The sequence below is a fragment of the Sphingomonas sp. OK281 genome (assembly GCF_900115295.1).
GTDB lineage: Bacteria > Pseudomonadota > Alphaproteobacteria > Sphingomonadales > Sphingomonadaceae > Sphingomonas.
This window is the reverse complement of the sequence record NZ_FOVZ01000003.1, coordinates 470,387-489,626: the sequence shown is the minus strand read 5'-3', so window position 1 is coordinate 489,626 and position 19,240 is coordinate 470,387. Positions and strand designations below refer to the sequence as shown.

General features: G+C 66.1%; 18 protein-coding genes. 9 read left to right on the top strand and 9 right to left on the bottom strand.

Going from position 1 to position 19,240, the window contains the following annotated elements; all coding sequences use genetic code 11:
- The first annotated feature begins 21 nt into the window (after nucleotides 1-21).
- Complete coding sequence (putA, locus tag BM244_RS13825; protein ID WP_093399472.1) at nucleotides 22-3,072, top strand: bifunctional proline dehydrogenase/L-glutamate gamma-semialdehyde dehydrogenase PutA; 3,051 nt, start codon at nucleotides 22-24, stop codon at nucleotides 3,070-3,072.
- 367 nt (nucleotides 3,073-3,439) lie between these two features.
- Here putA and BM244_RS13820 read toward each other — a convergent pair whose 3' ends face one another.
- Together BM244_RS13820 and BM244_RS13815 are read right to left on the bottom strand one after the other, a co-directional pair.
- Complete coding sequence (locus tag BM244_RS13820; protein WP_093399471.1) at nucleotides 3,440-4,612, bottom strand: mechanosensitive ion channel family protein; 1,173 nt, start codon at nucleotides 4,610-4,612, stop codon at nucleotides 3,440-3,442.
- 11 nt (nucleotides 4,613-4,623) lie between these two features.
- Entirely contained in the window at nucleotides 4,624-5,580 is a 957-nt protein-coding gene (locus tag BM244_RS13815; protein WP_093399589.1) for a DNA topoisomerase IB, read from the bottom strand.
- A 181-nt stretch (nucleotides 5,581-5,761) separates the two neighbouring features.
- Between BM244_RS13815 and BM244_RS13810 the strand changes: the two genes are divergently transcribed.
- Nucleotides 5,762-6,325 (top strand): type 1 glutamine amidotransferase domain-containing protein, encoded by a 564-nt coding sequence (locus BM244_RS13810; RefSeq protein ID WP_093399470.1) that lies wholly within the window; start codon nucleotides 5,762-5,764, stop codon nucleotides 6,323-6,325.
- Between the two features lie 56 nt (nucleotides 6,326-6,381).
- Here BM244_RS13810 and BM244_RS13805 read toward each other — a convergent pair whose 3' ends face one another.
- The 3 genes from BM244_RS13805 to BM244_RS23120 are packed head-to-tail and all read right to left on the bottom strand — an operon-like array spanning nucleotide 6,382 to nucleotide 8,985.
- The gene (locus BM244_RS13805) at nucleotides 6,382-7,464 is read right to left on the bottom strand and encodes an acyltransferase family protein (protein WP_093399469.1); all 1,083 of its coding nucleotides are present in this window, start codon (nucleotides 7,462-7,464) and stop codon (nucleotides 6,382-6,384) included.
- Entirely contained in the window at nucleotides 7,461-8,837 is a 1,377-nt protein-coding gene (locus BM244_RS13800) for a putative O-glycosylation ligase, exosortase A system-associated (protein ID WP_093399468.1), read from the bottom strand. The genes BM244_RS13805 and BM244_RS13800 overlap by 4 nt, the downstream gene beginning before the upstream one ends.
- The gene (locus BM244_RS23120; RefSeq protein WP_175518202.1) at nucleotides 8,830-8,985 is read right to left on the bottom strand and encodes a hypothetical protein; all 156 of its coding nucleotides are present in this window, start codon (nucleotides 8,983-8,985) and stop codon (nucleotides 8,830-8,832) included. The genes BM244_RS13800 and BM244_RS23120 overlap by 8 nt, the downstream gene beginning before the upstream one ends.
- A 114-nt stretch (nucleotides 8,986-9,099) precedes the next feature.
- Between BM244_RS23120 and BM244_RS13795 the strand changes: the two genes are divergently transcribed.
- The 3 genes from BM244_RS13795 to BM244_RS13785 all read left to right on the top strand — a co-directional run bounded on the left by BM244_RS13795 (nucleotide 9,100) and on the right by BM244_RS13785 (nucleotide 12,818).
- Nucleotides 9,100-10,308 (top strand): TIGR04063 family PEP-CTERM/XrtA system glycosyltransferase, encoded by a 1,209-nt coding sequence (locus BM244_RS13795; RefSeq protein ID WP_093399467.1) that lies wholly within the window; start codon nucleotides 9,100-9,102, stop codon nucleotides 10,306-10,308.
- Nucleotides 10,308-11,144, top strand: coding sequence for a hypothetical protein (locus tag BM244_RS13790; protein ID WP_093399466.1), 837 nt, complete (start codon nucleotides 10,308-10,310; stop codon nucleotides 11,142-11,144). The genes BM244_RS13795 and BM244_RS13790 overlap by 1 nt, the downstream gene beginning before the upstream one ends.
- A 105-nt stretch (nucleotides 11,145-11,249) precedes the next feature.
- Entirely contained in the window at nucleotides 11,250-12,818 is a 1,569-nt protein-coding gene (locus tag BM244_RS13785; protein ID WP_093399465.1) for a spinster family MFS transporter, read from the top strand.
- Nucleotides 12,819-13,148: 330 nt separating this feature from the next.
- Here BM244_RS13785 and BM244_RS13780 read toward each other — a convergent pair whose 3' ends face one another.
- Nucleotides 13,149-13,685 carry a superoxide dismutase family protein gene (locus BM244_RS13780; protein WP_093399464.1) on the bottom strand — a complete coding sequence of 179 codons (537 nt, stop codon included), beginning with the start codon at nucleotides 13,683-13,685 and terminating at the stop codon, nucleotides 13,149-13,151.
- A gap of 56 nt (nucleotides 13,686-13,741) precedes the next feature.
- Nucleotides 13,742-14,299, bottom strand: coding sequence for an RNA 2',3'-cyclic phosphodiesterase (thpR, locus tag BM244_RS13775; protein WP_093399463.1), 558 nt, complete (start codon nucleotides 14,297-14,299; stop codon nucleotides 13,742-13,744).
- Between the two features lie 122 nt (nucleotides 14,300-14,421).
- Between thpR and BM244_RS13770 the strand changes: the two genes are divergently transcribed.
- The 4 genes from BM244_RS13770 to BM244_RS13755 all read left to right on the top strand — a co-directional run bounded on the left by BM244_RS13770 (nucleotide 14,422) and on the right by BM244_RS13755 (nucleotide 17,227).
- On the top strand, nucleotides 14,422-15,171 hold the full coding sequence (locus tag BM244_RS13770) for a Bax inhibitor-1/YccA family protein (RefSeq protein WP_093399462.1): 750 nt from the start codon (nucleotides 14,422-14,424) through the stop codon (nucleotides 15,169-15,171).
- An 88-nt stretch (nucleotides 15,172-15,259) separates the two neighbouring features.
- Nucleotides 15,260-16,039 carry a transglutaminase-like domain-containing protein gene (locus BM244_RS13765; RefSeq protein WP_093399461.1) on the top strand — a complete coding sequence of 260 codons (780 nt, stop codon included), beginning with the start codon at nucleotides 15,260-15,262 and terminating at the stop codon, nucleotides 16,037-16,039.
- Between the two features lie 97 nt (nucleotides 16,040-16,136).
- Entirely contained in the window at nucleotides 16,137-16,436 is a 300-nt protein-coding gene (locus BM244_RS13760) for a hypothetical protein (RefSeq protein ID WP_060526722.1), read from the top strand.
- Between the two features lie 236 nt (nucleotides 16,437-16,672).
- Nucleotides 16,673-17,227 carry a hypothetical protein gene (locus BM244_RS13755; RefSeq protein ID WP_056065323.1) on the top strand — a complete coding sequence of 185 codons (555 nt, stop codon included), beginning with the start codon at nucleotides 16,673-16,675 and terminating at the stop codon, nucleotides 17,225-17,227.
- A 367-nt stretch (nucleotides 17,228-17,594) separates the two neighbouring features.
- Here the strand turns inward: BM244_RS13755 and BM244_RS13750 are convergent, their stop codons facing one another.
- Nucleotides 17,595-18,323, bottom strand: coding sequence for an extensin-like domain-containing protein (locus tag BM244_RS13750; protein WP_093399460.1), 729 nt, complete (start codon nucleotides 18,321-18,323; stop codon nucleotides 17,595-17,597).
- A gap of 1 nt (nucleotide 18,324) precedes the next feature.
- Nucleotides 18,325-19,092, bottom strand: coding sequence for an NUDIX hydrolase (locus tag BM244_RS13745; protein ID WP_093399459.1), 768 nt, complete (start codon nucleotides 19,090-19,092; stop codon nucleotides 18,325-18,327).
- Nucleotides 19,093-19,240: the final 148 nt, after the last annotated feature.

Here is a 19,240-nt window from a genome sequence, read left to right as displayed (position 1 = left end):
CACCCAACCGGAAGCTGGAAAATGTCGACTGCCGTAACGTCCCATGCCCGCGATATCATGGCGAAGCTGTACCGCGCGAGCGAACCCGATGTTCTAAAACCGTTGCTGGACCGCGCCGCGCTCGATTCGGATTCGCGTGAACGCGTGATGGGGCATGCGCTGGGCCTGCTCGCGGACCTGCGGGCGGCGCAGAGCAAGGGCTGGGTGAACCAGTTCCTCCAGGAATATCGGCTGAATTCGTCGGAAGGCGTCGCGTTGCTGTCGCTGGCCGAGGCGTTCCTGCGCGTGCCCGATCCCGAGACGGCGGATTTGCTGATCGCGGACAAGCTGGGCGATGCCGACTGGCGCGCGCATGCGGGCAAGTCGAACTCGAAGCTCGTCAATTCGGCGACCTGGGGGCTGGTGGTCGGCCGCGTGCTGGTCGGCGAGGGATCGACCGGGCCGCTGCGGCGCCTGATCAGCCGCGCGGGCGAGCCGTTCGTGCGCCAAGCGGTCGGCGCGGCGATGAAGATGATGGGCGAGATCTTCGTGATGGGTCGTACCATCGACGAGGCGATGAAGCGGATGCGCCGGCCGGAGAACAAGGGCTTCACGGCGAGCTTCGATATGCTTGGCGAGGCGGCGCGGACGCATGCCGATGCGCAGCGATACTTCCAGGCGTATGTCGGCGCAGTCGATGCGGTCGGGCGCGATCCGGCGGCGGGGCACTCGATCTCGGTCAAGCTGTCGGCGCTGCACCCGCGGTACGAGGTGGCGCGGTGGAGCGAATGCGTGCCTGCGCTGACCGAGATGCTGGAGGCGCTGGCGGTGCAGGCGGCGTCGAAGGGCATCGCGCTGACCGTCGACGCGGAGGAATCCGAGCGGCTGGAGATGAGCCTTGACATCATCGGCGTGGTCGCGGGGCTGCCGTCGCTGAAGGGCTGGGACGGGTTCGGCATGGCGGTGCAGGCGTACGGTAAGCGCGCGCGGCCGGTGATCGAATGGGCGAACGGGCTGGACCGCGTGATGAACGTGCGGCTGGTGAAGGGCGCGTATTGGGATAGCGAGATCAAACGCACGCAGGTCGAGGGGCTGGCGGACTATCCGTTGTTCACGCGCAAGGCGGCGACCGACGTGTCGTATTTGGCCGTGGCGAAGGACATGCTGGCCGCGGAGAATATCCGGCCGGCGTTCGCGAGCCACAATGCGCTGACGGTCGCGACGATCATGGAATGGGCGGGCAACTCGCGCGACTTCGAGTTCCAGCGGCTGCACGGGATGGGTGACGGGCTGTACGAGCGGCTGGTGCAGGAGAATGGCTATCATTGCCGGGTCTATGCGCCGGTTGGCGGGCACCGGGACCTGCTCGCGTATCTGGTTCGGCGGTTGCTGGAGAATGGGGCGAATTCGAGCTTTGTGCATCAGTTGGCGGATGAGCGGCTGACCGAGGCTGAGATCTTGGCGGATCCTGTGGCGAAGATCGCTGCGGTCGGAGGGAAGCGGCATCCTAGCATTCCGTTGCCGGTGGATTTGTTCGGGGCTGGGGGGCACCGGAATTCCGCCGGGTTGGATTTGAGTGATGTGGGGACTTTGGAGGCGGTGGTTGCTGCCGTTTCTGCTCCCCTTCCGGTTGCGGGAGGGGTCGGGGGAGGGGCCGACCTTTCCTCCACAGGTTCCGATCGCGGGTTGGTCATCCCCTCCCCCGACCCCTCCCGCGAGCGGGAGGGGAGTTCTGTTGTAGCTGCCATCACGCGTGCGCATGCGGCGTTTCCGGGTTGGTCGACCACGCCGGTCGACGAGCGCGCGGCTTGCCTCGAGCGCCTCGCCGACCTGCTCGAGAAGCACCGCGACGAACTCATGGCGATCTGCGTGCAGGAGGCGTTCAAGACGATTGGTGATGCGATCGGCGAAGTGCGCGAGGCGGCTGATTTCTGCCGGTATTATGCGCAGCAGGCGCGGTTGAACCTGCATCCGATCGAGCTGCCGGGGCCGACGGGAGAGCGCAACACGCTGCATATCGAGGGGCGCGGTGTCTGGGCGACGATCGCGCCGTGGAACTTCCCGCTGGCGATCTTCCTCGGACAGACGGTGGCGGCGCTCGTCACCGGCAACACCGTGGTCGCCAAGCCTGCACCGCAGACCCCGCGGATCGCGGCGCGTGCGGTGGAACTGGCGCATGAGGCTGGTGTGCCGGTCGATGCGCTGGTGCTCGTGACCGGCGGGCCGGAGGTCGGCGCGGCGCTGACCGCGGACGTGCGCATCCAGGGTGTCGCGTTCACCGGGTCGACCGCGACGTCGCGGAAGATCGCGCGGTCGTTGCTCGACGACGAGACACGGCCGATCGTGCCGCTGATCGCGGAGACCGGCGGGATCAACGCCATGATCGTCGATTCCACCGCGCTGCCCGAGCAGGTGGTGGCCGACGTGATCGCGTCGTCGTTCCGGTCTGCGGGGCAGCGTTGCTCGGCGTTGCGCTTGCTGCTGGTGCAGGAGGATATCGCCGAGGGCGTGATCGAGATGCTGTCGGGGGCGATGGAGACGCTGCGGATCGGGCGGTCGGGCGATCCCGCGACCGATGTCGGGCCGGTGATCGACCAAGCCGCGTATGACCGGCTGATGGCGTATCGCGAGAGCGTGAAGACGAAGATCGTCAAGACGCTCGACGCGCCGACGGACGGGCTGTTCGTGCCGCCTACGCTGGTGCGGATCGGGGCGATCGAGGATCTGAACCAGGAGTGGTTCGGGCCGATCCTGCATGTCGCGACGTGGGAGGCGGGCAAGCTGAGCGAGACGATCGCTCGGGTGAACGCCAAGGGTTACGGCCTGACGATGGGTCTGCACAGCCGTATCGCGCGGGCGGCCGAGGTGATCGAGGCCGAGGCTGCGGTGGGGAATCTGTATATCAACCGGTCGATGATCGGCGCGGTCGTGGGGTCTCAGCCTTTTGGGGGCGAGGGGTTGTCGGGGACCGGGCCCAAGGCTGGCGGGCCGCGGTATCTGTACCGGTTCTGTGCGGAGCGGGCTGTTTCTGTGGATACGACGAGTGCTGGGGGGAATGCGACTTTGTTGTCGTTGGATGAGGGTGGGATTTAAGCGGGCGGGACTCGGCCTTCGTTCGTCTTATAAGGCAAGTCCCCGACATCATAGGGCACCACCCCGGCGGAGGCCGGGGTCCAATTGGGAAACGGTGCTGACGGCCGTTGCGGTTCGTTACTGCGACCTTGCCAATTGGGCCCCGGCCTTCGCCGGGGTGGTGTTGATGCGTCGCGGCGAGTTCTTCACGTCCAGCTTGTCTCAGCAGCGGTGGTTTCGCGCTACCCAAGCAAGGATTGTTTCCCCGCGAAGGCGGGGACCCAGACTGGGCTCCCGCCTTCGCGGGAGAACAAGGTAGGGTAGGGCTGCCCTAACCGGCGCGTACATTCCGAAGCCGAAGGAAGGCGTCGAGCGGCCGGGTAGATAATCAGGTAGGCGTTGCTTCCGCGTCCGACCGTCGCCCTTGGGGATACGGCATCACGACCGAGCCATCCGGTGCGGCCATCATATTCACCTGGGTCGGAAAGGCGATCTCGATCTTCTCGTCGTTGAAGCGCTTCAGGATCGCGATTCCGACCGCCGTGCGACCGTCGTAGAAGCTCGCATAATCCGGCCCCTTGCTGTCGAACTGCACCTCGAAATCCAGGCTCGACGCGCCGAAGCCGGTGAAGCCGGCCCGCGTGAAGATCTTGTCGTTGGCCTCGACGATCTCCTTCAGCATCGCGGGGATGCGCGAGCAGATTTCGGGGGGCGTCGAATAGGTGACGCCGATGACGAATTTCGCGCGGCGGTGGTTGCGCTGCGTGTTGTTAAGGATCTCCTTGTTGAGGAGGTTCTTGTTCGAGATCACACGCTCCTCGCCGTCGATGCCGCGGATGCGGGTCGATTTGAGGCCGATCGCCTCGACGCTGCCCGAGGCGGTGTCGTAGCTGATCGAATCGCCGCGGCGGAACGGGCGGTCGAAGATGATCGCGAGCGCGGCGAACAGGTCGGCGAAGATTCCTTGTGCTGCCAGACCGATCGCGATGCCGCCGACGCCCAGACCCGCGACGAGGCCGGTGACGTTGACGCCGAGGTTGTCGAGGACGACGACCAGCGCGACCGCGAACACTACGAACGTGACGAACAGGCGGATCAGGCCCATCGCCGAGAGCAGCGCTTCGCCCGAATAATGTTCGGATTGCGTGCGGTGCTCGATCGCGCCGAGGATGATCTCGCGGACCCAGACGGCGGCCTGGAAGACGGCGGCGACGGTGAAGAGGAAGTTGATCGTCGTCGCGACCTCGCCGGGGGCGGCGGAGTATCCCGCGACCAGCTTGGCGGCGAGCATGACGATGAAGAAATTTCCGGTCCGCGCGATCGCCTTGCCAACGACGATGCCCCAGCCGTTGAGCGCGCGCGGGCGTTCGCAGAGCTTGCTGCCGAAACGGCGCGCGGTGTGGAGTGCGACGACGATCACCGCGCCGATCCCGAACGCGATCAGGATCTGGAGCCAATAGGCTTGTACCCAGGCGACGCTGGCGGTGACGAAGCCCTGGGCTTGGTCGCCGACGTCGCCTGCGTCGAAGATCGGCTGCTTGGGGGCGGTAGTGTTGGACATGGGAATACTCGTCAGGCCGCCTTGGCAATAATGGCGGTCGGGCAGGCGCCGGCTTCGAGGAAGGTGATCAGGCCACATTCCTCGCGGCTGAGATAGCGCTTGGCGCGCGGGAGGCGGAGCGCGGTGCGAAAGGCAGATTGGCCTTGTTTCACAAGCGCAATGAGCGACGGGTGAACATAACTCTTCCGTGCGATCGCGTGGGTGTTGCCGAGCCGGGCGACGACGGGTTCGAGCATCGTCTTGAGGCTGAGGTCGCGTTCGGCGGACGCAAGCGCCTCGAACGCGGCGACGCTGGCGGCCCAGGTGCGGAAGTTCTTGGCGGTGAAATCGGTGCCAGTGACATCGCGGATGTAGCAGTTGACGTCGGTCGAGGTAACGGGATGCGCGACGCCGGCATCGTCGAGCCATGCGAACAGATGCTGCTCGTCGAGGTCCTGGCATTTCTTGACGAAGCTGCTGAGCGACCGATCGGTGATCCTGAGCGTCCGCAGCTTGCCGGACTTGCCCTTGTACTGGAGTTTCAGCGTCGAGCCCTTCACTTCGCCGTGGCGCTTGCGCAGCGTGGTCGCGCCGAAGCTCTCGTTCGCCTCGGCATAGGCTTCGTTGCCGATGCGGATGTGGCCGCCGTCGAGCAGGCGGATGACCGCGGCGACCGCGCGCTCGCGAGTCAGCGAGCGCTTGCGGAGATCGGCCTCGACCGCCTTGCGGATCTTGGGGAGCGCGTGGCCGAAATCGGCGCAGCGTTCGTACTTGGCGGCCTCCTGCGCTTCGCGGAAGCCGAGGTGATAGCGATACTGCTTGCGGCCCTTCTCGTCCCAGCCGACCGCCTGGATATGGCCGTTGGGCTTGGGGCAGAACCAAGCGTCGCGGTAGGCGGGGGGCAGGCCGACCGCGTTCAGCCGGTCGATCTCGTCGCGGTCGGTGATGCGTTCCCCCTTGGCATCCCAATAGCCCCAGCCGTTCCGCATCTTCTTGCGGGTGATGCCGGGCTTGGAGTCGTCGGAATACACGATCTTGATGGGCAATGCGGTGGTCCCTTGGGGCGTCTGATTCTGACTATCTCTGCAAATGTTCGGGAAGGCGCATCGTTCCGGAACGAGGCGGGCTGCGCTTGGTTGAGGGGGCACGGGATTTCACTGGAGACATGACATGGTCGATCTTTCCCAAGCTCGCGTATTGATGCTCGCTGCCGACGGTGTCGAGACCGTCGAGCTGTTCGAACCACGCAAGGCGCTGGAGGCGGCGGGCGCGAAGGTAACGCTCGCGTCGATCAAGATGGACCCGATCCAGGGCATGAAGGGCGATATCAACAAGGCCGAGACGGCGACGCCCGACATGACGCTCGACGAGGTCGATACCGACGATTACGACGCACTGGTGCTGCCGGGCGGTGTCGCCAATCCCGACACGATGCGCCAGCAGGAGCGTGCGATCGAGATCATCACCGAGTTCATGGAGGACGGTAAGATCGTCGCCGCGATCTGCCATGCACCGTGGCTGCTGGCCGAGGCGGACGTGATTGACGGGCGCCGGCTGACGAGCTTCCCATCGATCCGGACGGACCTGGAGAATGCGGGCGCGGACGTAGTGGATGAGGAAGTCGTGATCGACGCCAACCTGATCACGAGCCGCAAGCCGGATGACATCCCCGCGTTCAACAAGGCGATCATCGAGGCGCTGGAAGAAGAACTAGCCGACGAGCCTGTGGATTGAGCTGTTCCCCTTCCGCTTGCGGGAGGGGCTAGGGGAGGAGAACGGGCGTTGATCTTCTACGGACGCCCCTCCCCCAACCCCTCCCGCAAGCGGAAGGGGAGCCTGTTGAGCCAGCGTTGGGCGGGGCGTTCTATCAGGTGATAGAGGGCGATCGAGGCCAGCAGCACCAAGCAGAGATACAGCGCGATCTTCGCGGGCGACACGGCGGTCGCATCGCTGACGAAGGCAAGCTTGAACGCCTTCCACAAGATGAAATGGCTGAGATAGGTCGCGTAGCTGATCTCGCCCAGATAGTGTGTCCATCTCAGTTCGAACGGATTTGCAGGCTTGCCAGCGGTCAGAGCCAGCACGAGCAGGACCGTCGCGAACAGTGCCGGAACTACCAGCGTTTCTGGGGCGCCGGCGATCCAGCATCCTGCGACGAGCACAGCCACAAGCGCAGCACATACCGGTGCTCGCGACGCGCTACGCCACCGCAACCACAGCGCGCAGACGATGCTGCCGGTGGTGAACTCCATGAGGCAACGGAGAAGGCCGTAGCGCGGAATGTCGGTGCCAAGCGTCGAGGCGTCCATCGCTAGGTGCAGGCCGACCAGCAATCCGCCCGCGATCGTCAGCAGTCCCCAACTCGGCAAGCGCCGCCAGTCCACTGTCATCACCAGCAACGGAAACAACAGGTATGCACCAAGCTCCGCGCTGATCGACCAGGCCGGGTCGTTCCAGGCGAGTTGATGCGTGAAGCCCCAGTTCTGGAGCAGCAGGACGTGGAGCGGCAATTCGGGGAACACGAACTGCGGATCGCTGCGGCCGGTCGCGCGGAGCAGCAGGGCGAGCGCGACGGCGGCCGCCAGGGTGACCAGATGCAACGGCCAGATACGGGCGATGCGTTTCTGCAGGAAGCGGGGGATGCAGGCCCAGCCGCCCGTTCGAAGGCGGTCGGACCATGTCAGCCAGATCACGAAGCCGGAAAGCAGGAAGAAGAAATCGACCGCCAGATAGCCTTTGGCGAACACGTCGCGCAGACCGCCATGCAGGCCCGCGACCGACAAGCGGATATGGTAGAGGACGACGAACCACGCGGCGATCCCGCGAACGCCGGTCAGCGCGCGCAGTTCGTGAACCGGAGCCCGGTCGGTCACGCCGAGAGTGCGCCCGGATCTTCACGCTTGGCCACCGCGGGCACAGCGCGGCGCATCGGCCGGAATGATTGTTCGCTCCGCTTGCGCGCGAGGTACGTGTCGAGACCGATCTGTGCGCCGATAAGCATGTAGATGAACGGCTGGAACGCGATCGCGATGAATCCCGCGCCGAGCAGGTAGACGATGTGCCCGCTCTGGAGTGCGGCGGCAAGCGGACCGGCCCAGGGGTATTCACCCGCAGGATCGCGGTATCTGCGGCGAACGATCTCCATACGAAAAATGCCGATCAGGTTGATTGCCAGCCAGAGCGCGAGGCCGGGATAACCCTGTTCGCCGAGCATCTCGAAATACGCGCTGTGATAGGCGCGGGCCTTGTCGACTTCGACGGTCGACCCTGCCCCGGCGGCAGCACCGGGTGTCGTCTTCAGGTCATAGCGGATGTGATTGCCGAGATACGCGTTGAAGCCCCCGCCGAACGGATGCGTCTTCGCGTATTCGATCGTCCATTTCCAGACCGCGAGACGCGTCGAGGCGGATTCGTCGGCGTCATAGGTCTTGATCGTGTTCATCCGGTCGGTGAAGGTCGACGGCAGGAACGGGATCGCCGCGACCCCCAGCACCCCTAGCATGGCCAGATACGCGATCTTGCGCTTCACGTTGCGGATCGACAGCAGTGCCAACAGTCCGATGCAGAGCAATCCGGTACGCGTCGAGGTGCCGACCGGGATCAGCAGGCAGGCGAAGACGAGCGCGATGCAATAGCCCTTCACGCGCCAGTCGGGCTTGAAGATCGTGCCATGATGGATGAACCAGATGATGATCGGGATGATCGCGATCGCCACCGCGCTGATCGTGCTGCCCTCGTACAGGCCCGAATTATTGTCGACCATGAGGTTCAATTGGCCGTAGCCGCCGCCGCCGCTGGCGATCGTCTTGATGCCGCCGACGATGATGATCGACGAGGCCGCGAGGATCATGAACAGCAGCAGCGCCTCTATCCGTACGCGCGTCCGCAATGTCAGGGGAAGGAATGCGGCGAACGCCAGCGCCTTCCACACCCAGTCCCATTTCTCCTTGGCCTCGACCGGGAAGTCCGCGGCGATCGTCGTGCCCCAGCAATACAGTAGCAGCACGACGATCAGCACCTGCCGCCCGCCGACGCGGGTGTCGCGCTTGTCGTCGGCGAGGATCCACCCTCCGACCGCGAGCGCGACGGCGATCAGCGAGATGGGCACCGAATTGAGCAGGATGTAGGTCAGCCGCTGCGGCGAGACGATATCGATGTAGACATAGACGAGCACGAGCAGGAACGGCCGCTTGAACCCCATCGCGAAGAACGCGAGCAGGAAGGCGATGAACGCGAGATCACGCATCGCGGCGGGGTTTCTCGCCGGGCTTGCGCCTGGAATCGGGGGCGTCGTGCGGACTGGGCTCGCGGTCGAGATCGGGGCGCTTGAGCAGCAGGAACGCGGCGAGCATCATCAGGCCGTGGCTGAGGCCGAGCGCGAGATTGTCGATCATGGGTACGGCCTCCTTTCCGGATATGCGGGCTTCATGGAATGGTCTGTAGTGAATCGTCTGTAGGGATAGGCGGTTGACGCGCCGTTAAGCGATCTGTGGCAGACGGCGTCCACGATGCGTATCCTTCATATCCTCGATCACGGCCTGCCGCTGCAAAGCGGCTACACGTTCCGCACGCGGGCGATCCTCAAGGCGCAGGAGGCGCTCGGCTGGACGGTCGCTGCGGTGACCGGCCCGCGGCACGGTGTCGCCCCTGCTTCGGTCGAGTCAATCGACGGGCTGACCTTCCACCGTACGGATGGCGGGGTGAAGCCGGGACCGGTCGGCGAAGTCGTCGGGATCGCGGCGTTCGCCAAGCGGATCGAGGCGGCGGTCGATGCCTTCAAGCCCGACATCCTCCATGCCCATTCGCCGGTGATCGATGCGCTCGCCGCGCTGATCGTCGCGCGGAAACGCAAGCTGCCTTTGGTTTACGAGATTCGGGCATTCTGGGAGGATGCAGCGGTCGGCAACGGGACGGGGACGGCGACGTCGCTGCGCTACCGGGCGACGCGGACGCTGGAGACCTGGGCTGTGCGACGTGCCGATGCCGTCGCGGTGATCTGCGAGGGCCTCCGCGGCGACCTGATCGCGCGGGGGATTTCGGCGGACAAGATCATGGTGTCGCCCAACGGTGTCGATCTCGACCTGTTCGGCAACGCGCCGCCGCGCGACGATGTCCTGGGCGCGCAACTCGGCCTCGACGGCGCGGATGTCGTCGGTTTCATCGGCAGCTTCTACGATTACGAAGGGCTCGACGACCTGATCGCGGCGATGCCGGCGCTGGTTGCGGTGCGGCCCAACGCGCGGCTGTTGATGGTCGGTGGCGGACCGATGGAGGCGGCCTTGCGCGCACAGGCGGAGGCGTCGCCGGTGGCGGAGGCGATCCGCTTCGTCGGGCGCGTGCCGCATCAGGAGGTCGAGCGCTATTACGGGCTGGTCGATATCCTGGCCTATCCGCGCAAGCGCATGCGGCTGACCGACCTGGTGACCCCGTTGAAGCCGCTGGAGGCGATGGCGCAGGGGCGGCTGGTCGCGGCGTCAGACGTCGGCGGGCACCGCGAACTGATCCGCGACGGCGATACGGGAACGCTGTTTCCGCCCGACGATCCGGCCGCGATCGCGGCTGCGCTTGCGGGAATGTTCGCGGATCGCTCCGGCTGGGACGCGCGGCGGGCGCGGGGGCGTGCATTCGTCCAGGAAGAGCGTAACTGGTCGTCAAACATTCGCCGCTATGCGCCAGTCTATGAGCGGCTGATCGCAGCCGCGGTGCGGGAAGATTGATGGCAGCGTTTGATCTCCAGACTTTGCGGCGTCCGAGCCTGAACCGCGCGCTTCCGATCATCGGCGCGGTTGCCGGGGGATTGGTTGCGGCGGCCGGCGTGATGCTGTCGTCGGGTGACGCGCTGGAGACACTGGTATCGGACACCGGGATCGCGACGCTGATACCGATGGCGGCACCGCCGCTCGGGGCGACCGCGCGCGTGGCGATCGCGCTGGGAGCGGGGGCGTTGGTTGCTGCGATCCTCTGGTCGTCGCTGTATCTGTTGTTCGGGCCGGGCGGGGTGTTCGCCGGCGTACGGCGGCGGGAGGACGGCGTGCCGGTGATCCGCCGTGCCGACGCGCACCCCGACGCACCGCCGCGCAAGCCGATGTCGGCGGCCGATCTCGGCACGCCCCTGATGGAGGTCGGGGTCGCGGGCTCGACCGATGGTGTTGCGCGCGATGAGCGGACGATCCCCGCTGATCTCGACCTGCCGCTGGCCGCGTATGATCCGAAGGCGATGCGGCCGGTGCCGATGGAGCCCGCTCGACCGGTTGCGCCGCTGGCGCCGCCGTCGATGGTCGCGCCGGTGATCGAGATGTCCTCGACGGTCGAACCGGAGACATTCGTGACCGCGGCTGCACCGCCTCCGGTCGAGCCGCCGATCGTCGAGGCGGCGGTCGCCGAGGAGCCGGTTGTCGCGGTGCCTGAACCTGCGCCGGAAGTCAGCGCGCCGACACCGATCGCTCGACCGCCGCGTGCGCCGGCCGAGACGGCCACGCCGCCGACGATCGAGACGCTGTTGCAGCGGCTGGAACAGGGAGCGCTGCGTCGGGGGCGGATCGGGTCGCACTGAGTTGGACGTGCACCGCTAGCTTTGGCGTACCCGAGCCTGCCGAAAGCTCTGTTTCTCTCTTCCTGCCTCTGATACCCATAGCTCGAAAAACATCGGGGAGGGATCATGGCGAACGCCGAAACCGTTACGGGCGAGCCGGAGAAGGGCGCGTCGCGCTACGCCTGGTACGTGTTGTCGATCCTGTTCCTCGTCTATGTCCTGAACTTCGTCGACCGGCAGATCATCTCGATCCTGGCGGAGGACATCAAGCGCGACCTGGGGCTGAAGGACCAGGATCTTGGGTTCCTGTACGGCACCGCGTTCGGCGTGTTCTATTCGCTGTTCGGCATTCCGCTCGGGCGGCTGGCGGACAATTGGCACCGCGTCAGGCTGATGACGATCGGGTTGTCGCTGTGGTCGGTGATGACCGCATTGTCGGGATTTTCGAAGACCGGCGGGCATCTTGCCGCAGCGCGGATCGGCGTGGGGATCGGCGAGGCTACCGCGAGTCCGTCGGCGTACTCGATCATCTCCGACTATTTCCCCAAGCGGCTGCGCGCGACCGCTTTGTCGATCTATTCCGCGGGGCTGTACGTGGGCGGCGGCTGTTCGTTGTTCATCGGCGGGCTGATCGTGCAGGGCTGGAACAAGGCCTATCCCGGAGGCGGACCGCTGGGGCTGGTCGGCTGGCAGGCGGCGTTCATGGCGGTCGGCGTGCCGGGGTTGTTGCTGGCGGTGTGGATCGCGACGTTGAAGGAGCCGATCAGGGGCCTGGTCGAGGGGCTGCCCGAGCCGGAGAAGCACCCGGCGCCGTTCCGCGCGTTCGGGGCCGAGCTGGTGACGATCGTGCCGCCGCTGACGTTGATCGGTGCGGCGATGGGTGGAGCGCGGGCGCTCGGGTACAACCTTGTTGCGCTAGCGCTGGTGGTCGCGGCGGTGTCGGGGCTTGTGGCGGCGGGCGAGCCCTGGCCGCAATGGGTGGCGATCGGGATCGGCGTGTATGCGGTGTTCTCGTGGGCGTCCGCGCTCAAGCGGCGCGATCCGCCGACCTTTGCGCTGATCGTCGGCACGCCGGCGTTCCTGTGCACGGTGGTGGCGTATGGGCTGAACGCGTTCCTGAGCTATGCGGCGAGTTTCTGGGCGGCGCCGTATGCGTTGCGCGAACTTGGTGCGACGCCGGCGTCGGCGGGGTTCATGATCGGCAGCCTCGGCGCGACCGCGGGCTTTCTCGGGCTCACGATCGGCGGGGTTGTGTCGGATCGGTTGCGGCAGCGCAATCCGGCGGGGCGGTTGTGGGTGGTGATCTTCGGCGCGGTGGTGCCGGTGCCGTTCCTGATCCTCGCCTTCACCGCGTCGTCGCCGGCGGCGTTCTATACCGGGATCTTTCTCGCGCAATTGACCGCGTCGTGCGCGCTGGGGGCGGCGGCGGCGACGACGCAGGACATGGTGTTGCCGCGGATGCGCGGGACGGCGACCGCGACGTTCTTCATCGGGACGACGCTGATCGGGCTGGCGCTTGGGCCGTATATGGCGGGGCGGGTGTCGACGCTGACCGGGAGCCTGTCGATCGGGATGCTGTCGTTGCTGGTGGTGACGCCGATTACCTTGGTGTGTGCGGTGGCGGCGTACCGGCTGGCGCCTGGGGCCGAGGCTACGCGGGAGGAGCGGGCGCGGGCGGCTGGGGAGGTGGTCTGAGCTTTGCGATCCTCCCCCGGCAGGGGGAGGTGTCGCCGTAGGGACGGAGGGGGAGGACACGCAACAGAGGTTTCCCTTTCCCCCCCCCTCCGTCTCGCAAGGGCCAGCCACCTCCCCCTGGCGGGGGAGGATCGATGGGTTTCCAGGTCCATCGCTGCAGCCTCGCCCGCCGTTCGTCCCGAGTAGCCGTCGAGTAGCTGCGTCGTTAGCGCATCGAGATGGCGTATCGAAGGACAGGTCGGTGCGCGGAACCTGTGCTTCGATACGCACCCTCGATACGCTTCTGCGAGGCTACTCGGTCGCTACCCAGCACAAACGTAGGAGCGGGCTTTACCCGGCCTGGAACACCCCGCAGGCGATGCGCCCCCCGCTGTTGCCGGACGGGTCGGTCATCAGGTCGTCCGGACCCGCATGTACCACGAAGGCCGAGCCGTCCGCGTCCATCAGGCCGGCCATCGTCGCGCCCGGAATGGTGATGCCGATCGTGCCGCGGCCGTCGGTGCCGATGACGAGATTGGGCAGGTCGCCTTCGTGCGGGCCTTGTGGGTTCATGCTGCCGTGCTTCATGTTGGTCGGGTTCCAATGGCCGCCCGCGGTCGCGAAGTCGGGGGCGTCGCAGCGGCCGACCATGTGGATGTGTGCGCCGTGCGTGCCGGGGGGCATTGCCTTGGCATCGAGCGTGAAGCGGAGGCCGCCCGCGACTTCGGTGGCGGTGGCGCGGCCGACGTCGGTGCCGGTCGCGGTCTGGAGCGTCGCGGTGGCGCGCTGGCCGCCGGATACGGGTGCGCCGGTTTCCATGCCGGTCTTCTCGCAGGCGGTCAGCCCGATCGTCGCCGCGCCGAGCAGTGCCAGTGTCGCAATCCGCATAATGTCTCTCCCTGTTGATCTGTGGCTTGGTCTCTGGGCGAACCCTCCGCCGTGGCTCAGGTTCCGCCCACGGTATCGAGCGCCCAGCGTGCGACCGGTTCGTACGTCGCGCCGTCGCGGCCGAGGTGGCTCTGGTACAGCACGAGATGGGGTAGCGGGAAGGGCGCGCTCGACAGTGCGGCGTGGGTCGCGAGCCAGTCTTCGATCGCGAACCCCACGCCCGCCGACCGCGCCAGTCGTGCAACCGTGACGTGCGGCAGATAGGAGCGGTGTTCGGGCGGAAGGCCGGCGCGAACGCACGCCTGATCGACCTTGCGGTGGAGCGCGGTGAGCGCACCGTGTGGCGTGACGCCAGCCCAGAGCGTATCGGTCCGCCCGCGTTTCTCGAACCGCCCGACTCCGGTCAACGAGACGCTAGGGATCGGCGCGACGACTTGGCTCAGCGCGACCGCGATGTCCTCGGCGACCGGCCGTTCGACCTCGCCGATGAAGCGCAGCGTCACGTGCAGCTGTTCCTCGTCCTGCCAGCGGGCGGACGGCACGCCCTCCATTATGTCGAGCAAGCTCTGACGGATAGAGGGTGGCGGGCGGAGGGCTACGAAAAGGCGGATCATGGATTGCGGCAGGTTAACCGCGAACCACCGTACCGATGCAACCACTCTGCTTGAAAAGCGTCCTGTAAAGGACGATATGCACTGTAACCGGCACTATGCCGGACAAAGGAGCTGATTTCACAATGGCTAATTGGTCTGACCCCCGGCCCCGCGCCGCGCCGTTCGGAACGACGGCCACGGGCCAGCGTACCGAGGCCTATGACGCTGGTCTGCGGTCGTACATGCTGTCCGTGTATAACTACATGGGCTCGGCTGTCCTGCTGACGGGCATCGTCGCGATGCTGTTCGCATGGGGCGGCGCAGAATCGCCTGCCGCACAGGTGTTCATAAGCGGCGGCATCCTGAAGTACGTCATCATGTTCTCGCCGCTCGCGATCGTGTTCGGCATGAGCTATGGCCAGAACAAGATGTCGACGGGCACGATGCAGATGCTCTTCTGGGGCTTTGCCGTGCTGATGGGCCTGTCGATGTCGACCATCTTCCTGGTCTATAGCGGCACGTCGATCGCGGGTGCGTTCTTCGCCACCGCAGCCGGTTTCGCTGGTCTCAGCCTGTACGGCTACACCACCAAGCGCGACCTGTCGGCGTTCGGGACGTTCTTGATCATCGGTGTCGTTGGCCTGTTGGTCGCGAGCCTGATCAACATGTTCCTGCAGTCGGGCGTCATGCAGCTGGTCATCAGCGGCGTCGGCGTGCTGCTGTTCGCGGGCCTCACCGCTTACGACACGCAGCGTACCAAGAGCCTGTATGCGCAGGTCGCCGGGACGGACATGGTCGGCAAGGTCGTCATCATGTCGGCGCTGAGCCTGTACCTCGACTTCATCAACATGTTCATGTTCGTGCTGCGTCTGTTTGGTAGCAGCCGCAACTAACTCCCGCTAAGGGTGTGACGAACGCAGGGCTCGGCGGGACACCGCCGGGCCCTTTTCTTTTGGCCTCGGGACAGGAATGGGACGCGCAATGCGGCTCTCGATCGACGTGCGTCTGGATTACGGGATCACGGGGGATGCCGATGTGCTCCTCCAGATCGAGGCGGCGGCGATGGCCGACCAGACGATAGAGTCCGAATCACTCACCTTGTGGTCCGACAGCCCGATCCGGGCGGTGCGCGGCGAGGACGGGATTGGCCAGCGCTGCTGGTCGCGCGGGCATGGGCGGTTCACGGCCGAGTATAAGGCCATCGTCGCGGTGAAGCGCGAGCGGGTGCAGCTCGAGCTGTATCCGGCGACGCCGCCGCGGATGCTCGATGGCGAACTGACGCCGTATCTGATGCCGAGTCGCTATTGTCCCTCGGACCGTTTCGAGGGCTTCGTCGCGCGCGAGTTCGGTGGGCTGGAAGGCGGTCCGCTGGCGGCGGCCCTGACCGAGTGGGTGTACCAGTCGCTCGACTACCGCTGTGGATCGAGCAGCGGAGAGACGACCGCGCTCGATACGTTTGCATCGCGCTCGGGGGTGTGTCGGGATTATTCGCATCTGCTGGTGTCGCTCGCGCGGGCGGGCGGGATCCCGGCGCGGTGCGTGTCGGCCTATGCGCCGGGGGTCGATCCGCCCGACTTCCATGCGGTCGCGGAGCTGTGGCTGGCGGGGGACTGGCGGCTCATCGATGCGACGAAGATGGCGACGTGCAGCGATATCGCGCGAGTCTGTGTGGGGCGCGATGCGACGGATATCGCGTTCATGACGGTGTTTGGGCAGGCGTATCTCTGGGAGCAGACGGTCAAGGTGACATCGCTGGATTGAGGGTTGTTCTTCCCTCCCTTCCAGGGAGGGGCGCAGTGGCGGAACGGTCCGCCCCTTCGACCGTTGGTCATCGCCAAGATTAAAAAGGGACGTCGCAATGACCGACATAGACAAGAGCGCGCTGGATAGCCTGTCCGTAGCGCCCGACGACAAGGATGCCGAGGGCAAGAGCTCCGGTCGCGATCCGCGCCAGGAAGCGGGCCAGGACAAGTCGATCGGCAAGCGGCTGCAGAAGAACCCGGATAGCGCCGACGCACGTCTCGACAACGGGCTCGACGAGTCGATGGACGGCAGCGATCCGATTTCGGCGACGCAGCCGGGGTCGGGCAGCGAGCCGGCAAAATCTTCGGGCTATGACGAGGACGCAGAACGAGCGCTGCGCGAAAAGCAGGCGTAACCCTTGCATCTGCTCAACGAACGGGCGTCGGTCGGCAACGACCGGCGCTTTTTTGTTGCCCAAACGCCTCGCAAGACGATCAAATCGCTTAGTTTCGTTCGGTTCGTCGCAGCCTTGTTGCAGCGCAACAGCTTTCATGGTCGCTTGGTGTTACGGAAAGATGACGCGCATTAGGGTCGTTGTTAACCATCCGAGCGCATAGTCTGCCGGTTCCTTGACGAGAGCGGGGTGACGACATGGCTTCCAGAATGAAACCGGCACAGGGATCGATGACCCTCGCCGAGATGAAGGAATTCGCGGCTTTTCCGAGTTCGACGCAGCGGTATATCCGGCGTTCGCTCGATGTAGGCCTGGACCGCGAGGATGCGATGCAGCGCTGGTCGCGCGATGTGGTCGAGGCGGCAAGCATCAGGGCGCAAGCGCGGCTTTACAACAACCTCCCCGATCTGCGCGCGATGGTGCCGGACGACAGCGGCCTGGATGCGATCGAGCCGTTCCTGGCGCCGTTGATGACGCTGGTGGCGTTCGACCTGGGGCAGGGGCGGCTGACGAGTTTCTCGGCGTTGCGCTTCCTGTACGAGCGGTTGATCGGCGCGGAGGTTCGGCCTTGGCTGCCGTCGGCATTCTGCGCGGCGGCGGCGCTGCCGCATCTGCATCCGGAATTGCGGCGGAAACTGCTCCAGTCGATCAGCGAGGCGGCTGCGACGGCGTCGGGCTGGTCGAACCGGCAGCCGGCCTTCTTTCCGTACTGGGTCGAGAAGGTGGACTCCGGGACGACGCTGGCGAGCTGAGACTAGGCTGTGGTTCATCCTCCCCCGCTAGGGGGAGGTGACGCCGGAGGCGGCGGAGGGGGAGGCGGCGATAACGTAGGTTCCGTGTCCGCCCCCTGCGTCTGGCAAGAGCCAGCCACCTCCCCCTGGCGGGGGAGGATTGAAGCTTTCCTTACTTGAGCTGCAACAGGCGTCGGATCGGTCACCATCCCGGCGAAGGCCGGGGCCCAATCGGTGAGGTTGTCGTAACGACGTGCGAACCTCGTCATCAGCGTCCCCCAATTGGGCCCCGGCGTTCGCCGGGGTGGTAGCCGGTAGACGCGGGAACATCTTAGTTGAGGAAGGAGTGGTTACGCGCTCCACATCTGAACCACCCAAGCCATCGTGGTCACCGACACGCGCGCCAGCCCATCGATCCACGGTTCGCCTGATCTAGATGCAGGTGATCGGCGTGTGCGGCATTGTAATCCGGGGACAAGGTCGTCGCGAACAGCGTGCAGGCACCATCCCGCACCTCACGCAGGAAGGCCGACTTGGCGTCGTCACCCTTCCAGTCCCGCGCGACCGTGACGCGCGTGCTGTCGGTCAGGCGGAAGCCGGCGATGTCGACCGCGTCGGCGGTGGAATGCTCGCTCCAGTTGCCCGCGTCGCGACCGTAGATCCGGCGGCAACTATAGCTGCCGAAATGATCGATACTCGCGACCCGCGCGCCGAAATGCCGCTCGGCGGCGGGTTGGACGACGTTCCATTCCCACATCGACAGCGCCGCGGCGACGGGGCAGGCGACGCCGAGTCCCGCGGGCACGAAGGCGATCTCTCGCGCGCCGCCGGTCAGCCTGACGCCATCCGCATAGCCACACTGCCCTTCATCCTTGCGCGGCGGCAGGACCGTGTAGCGAACGCCCGCGCGATCGAGCAAAGCGCGGCACTGCGGGAAATCCTCGGTCAGCGCCGTTAGCTTTCGCCCGGTGAACATGCCGATCGGCTGCCCGAGATCGAGCGGCGTCCAGGGCAGGTCCTGGGGGCGTCCGCGGGCCATCGCCCAGAGCATCAGCGCCAGCGTCGCGACAACCGCAAGCCCGACCAGCCAGCCCAGGGTCAGCCGCACCGCCCGCATGTCACCCTCGCACCGCGTCCGACATCGGCTCCGATGTCACCGGATAGCCGAGATCGTCGGGGATGCAGAGATGTTCGATGCCGTCGCGCATCTCGGTCCAGGGCGTCACCGTCCGCACCGGATGCGCCCGCGCGTCGGCAAGGGCCGCATCCAGGTCGGCGAACTGCGCCAGCCGTTCGAGATTGCGCCGCGTCGGGAAGATGATCGTAGCGCGCCCCGCATCCGCCTCCGCCAGGACATCGGCCGCGGTCGCCCAGAACAGCCGGACATTCTCCGTCGCGTCGACCCGCGCGTCGGGTGCACCAGCCGGCAACCGGGCCAGATAGAATCGTGTATCGAAAATTCGGGCATGGGCGTGCGCGGGTCGCCAGCGCGCAAAATATTCCAGTGTATCGAGGTCCAGGCCGGCGCGCGCCTCCGCCAGTGCCTCGCCGAACGCGGTGCCGGCATGGAGCGCGGCTCGCAGCGTCTCGAACGCCGACGGGGACGGCATCGGCGACAAACCGACCGGCAGGCCGGCTTCCTCGATCGTCTCGCGGATCGCCGCGATCCGCGCCGCGGTGTCGTCGTCGGGGCGATCGAGCAGCGCTGCGAGGCTGTGATCGCCCGGATCGATTCGCCCGCCGGGGAACACAAGCGCACCACCGGCGAACGCCATCGCCTTCGCGCGCTCGACCATCAGCAACTGCGGTGGCCTCGCATTGCCTTCGCGAAACACGACGAGCGTGGCGGCGGGTATCGACGGTATCTCGGCAGGCGCGTCGGTCATCGCTCGTGGTAACGCGCGAACGGTGCGCCGGGTAGCGCCTGGCGCCGTGTTTTCGATACTCCGCGGGTGAGACAAGTCGATACGGCGTTCAGGCCATCAGTGCGTAGACCGACACATGGGCGGATACCGATCGAAACCGATATCCGCC

What these genes read in the sequence shown, in the direction of transcription:
- putA (WP_093399472.1), top strand. Translation starts at nt 22, where the DNA reads ATGTCGACTGCCGTAACGTCCCATGCCCGCGATATCATGGCGAAGCTG.
- BM244_RS13820 (WP_093399471.1), bottom strand. Translation starts at nt 4,612, where the DNA reads ATGTCCAACACTACCGCCCCCAAGCAGCCGATCTTCGACGCAGGCGAC.
- BM244_RS13815 (WP_093399589.1), bottom strand. Translation starts at nt 5,580, where the DNA reads ATGCGGAACGGCTGGGGCTATTGGGATGCCAAGGGGGAACGCATCACC.
- BM244_RS13810 (WP_093399470.1), top strand. Translation starts at nt 5,762, where the DNA reads ATGGTCGATCTTTCCCAAGCTCGCGTATTGATGCTCGCTGCCGACGGT.
- BM244_RS13800 (WP_093399468.1), bottom strand. Translation starts at nt 8,837, where the DNA reads ATGCGTGATCTCGCGTTCATCGCCTTCCTGCTCGCGTTCTTCGCGATG.
- BM244_RS23120 (WP_175518202.1), bottom strand. Translation starts at nt 8,985, where the DNA reads ATGATCGACAATCTCGCGCTCGGCCTCAGCCACGGCCTGATGATGCTC.
- BM244_RS13795 (WP_093399467.1), top strand. Translation starts at nt 9,100, where the DNA reads ATGCGTATCCTTCATATCCTCGATCACGGCCTGCCGCTGCAAAGCGGC.
- BM244_RS13790 (WP_093399466.1), top strand. Translation starts at nt 10,308, where the DNA reads ATGGCAGCGTTTGATCTCCAGACTTTGCGGCGTCCGAGCCTGAACCGC.
- BM244_RS13785 (WP_093399465.1), top strand. Translation starts at nt 11,250, where the DNA reads ATGGCGAACGCCGAAACCGTTACGGGCGAGCCGGAGAAGGGCGCGTCG.
- BM244_RS13780 (WP_093399464.1), bottom strand. Translation starts at nt 13,685, where the DNA reads ATGCGGATTGCGACACTGGCACTGCTCGGCGCGGCGACGATCGGGCTG.
- thpR (WP_093399463.1), bottom strand. Translation starts at nt 14,299, where the DNA reads ATGATCCGCCTTTTCGTAGCCCTCCGCCCGCCACCCTCTATCCGTCAG.
- BM244_RS13770 (WP_093399462.1), top strand. Translation starts at nt 14,422, where the DNA reads ATGGCTAATTGGTCTGACCCCCGGCCCCGCGCCGCGCCGTTCGGAACG.
- BM244_RS13765 (WP_093399461.1), top strand. Translation starts at nt 15,260, where the DNA reads ATGCGGCTCTCGATCGACGTGCGTCTGGATTACGGGATCACGGGGGAT.
- BM244_RS13760 (WP_060526722.1), top strand. Translation starts at nt 16,137, where the DNA reads ATGACCGACATAGACAAGAGCGCGCTGGATAGCCTGTCCGTAGCGCCC.
- BM244_RS13755 (WP_056065323.1), top strand. Translation starts at nt 16,673, where the DNA reads ATGGCTTCCAGAATGAAACCGGCACAGGGATCGATGACCCTCGCCGAG.
- BM244_RS13750 (WP_093399460.1), bottom strand. Translation starts at nt 18,323, where the DNA reads ATGCGGGCGGTGCGGCTGACCCTGGGCTGGCTGGTCGGGCTTGCGGTT.
- BM244_RS13745 (WP_093399459.1), bottom strand. Translation starts at nt 19,092, where the DNA reads ATGACCGACGCGCCTGCCGAGATACCGTCGATACCCGCCGCCACGCTC.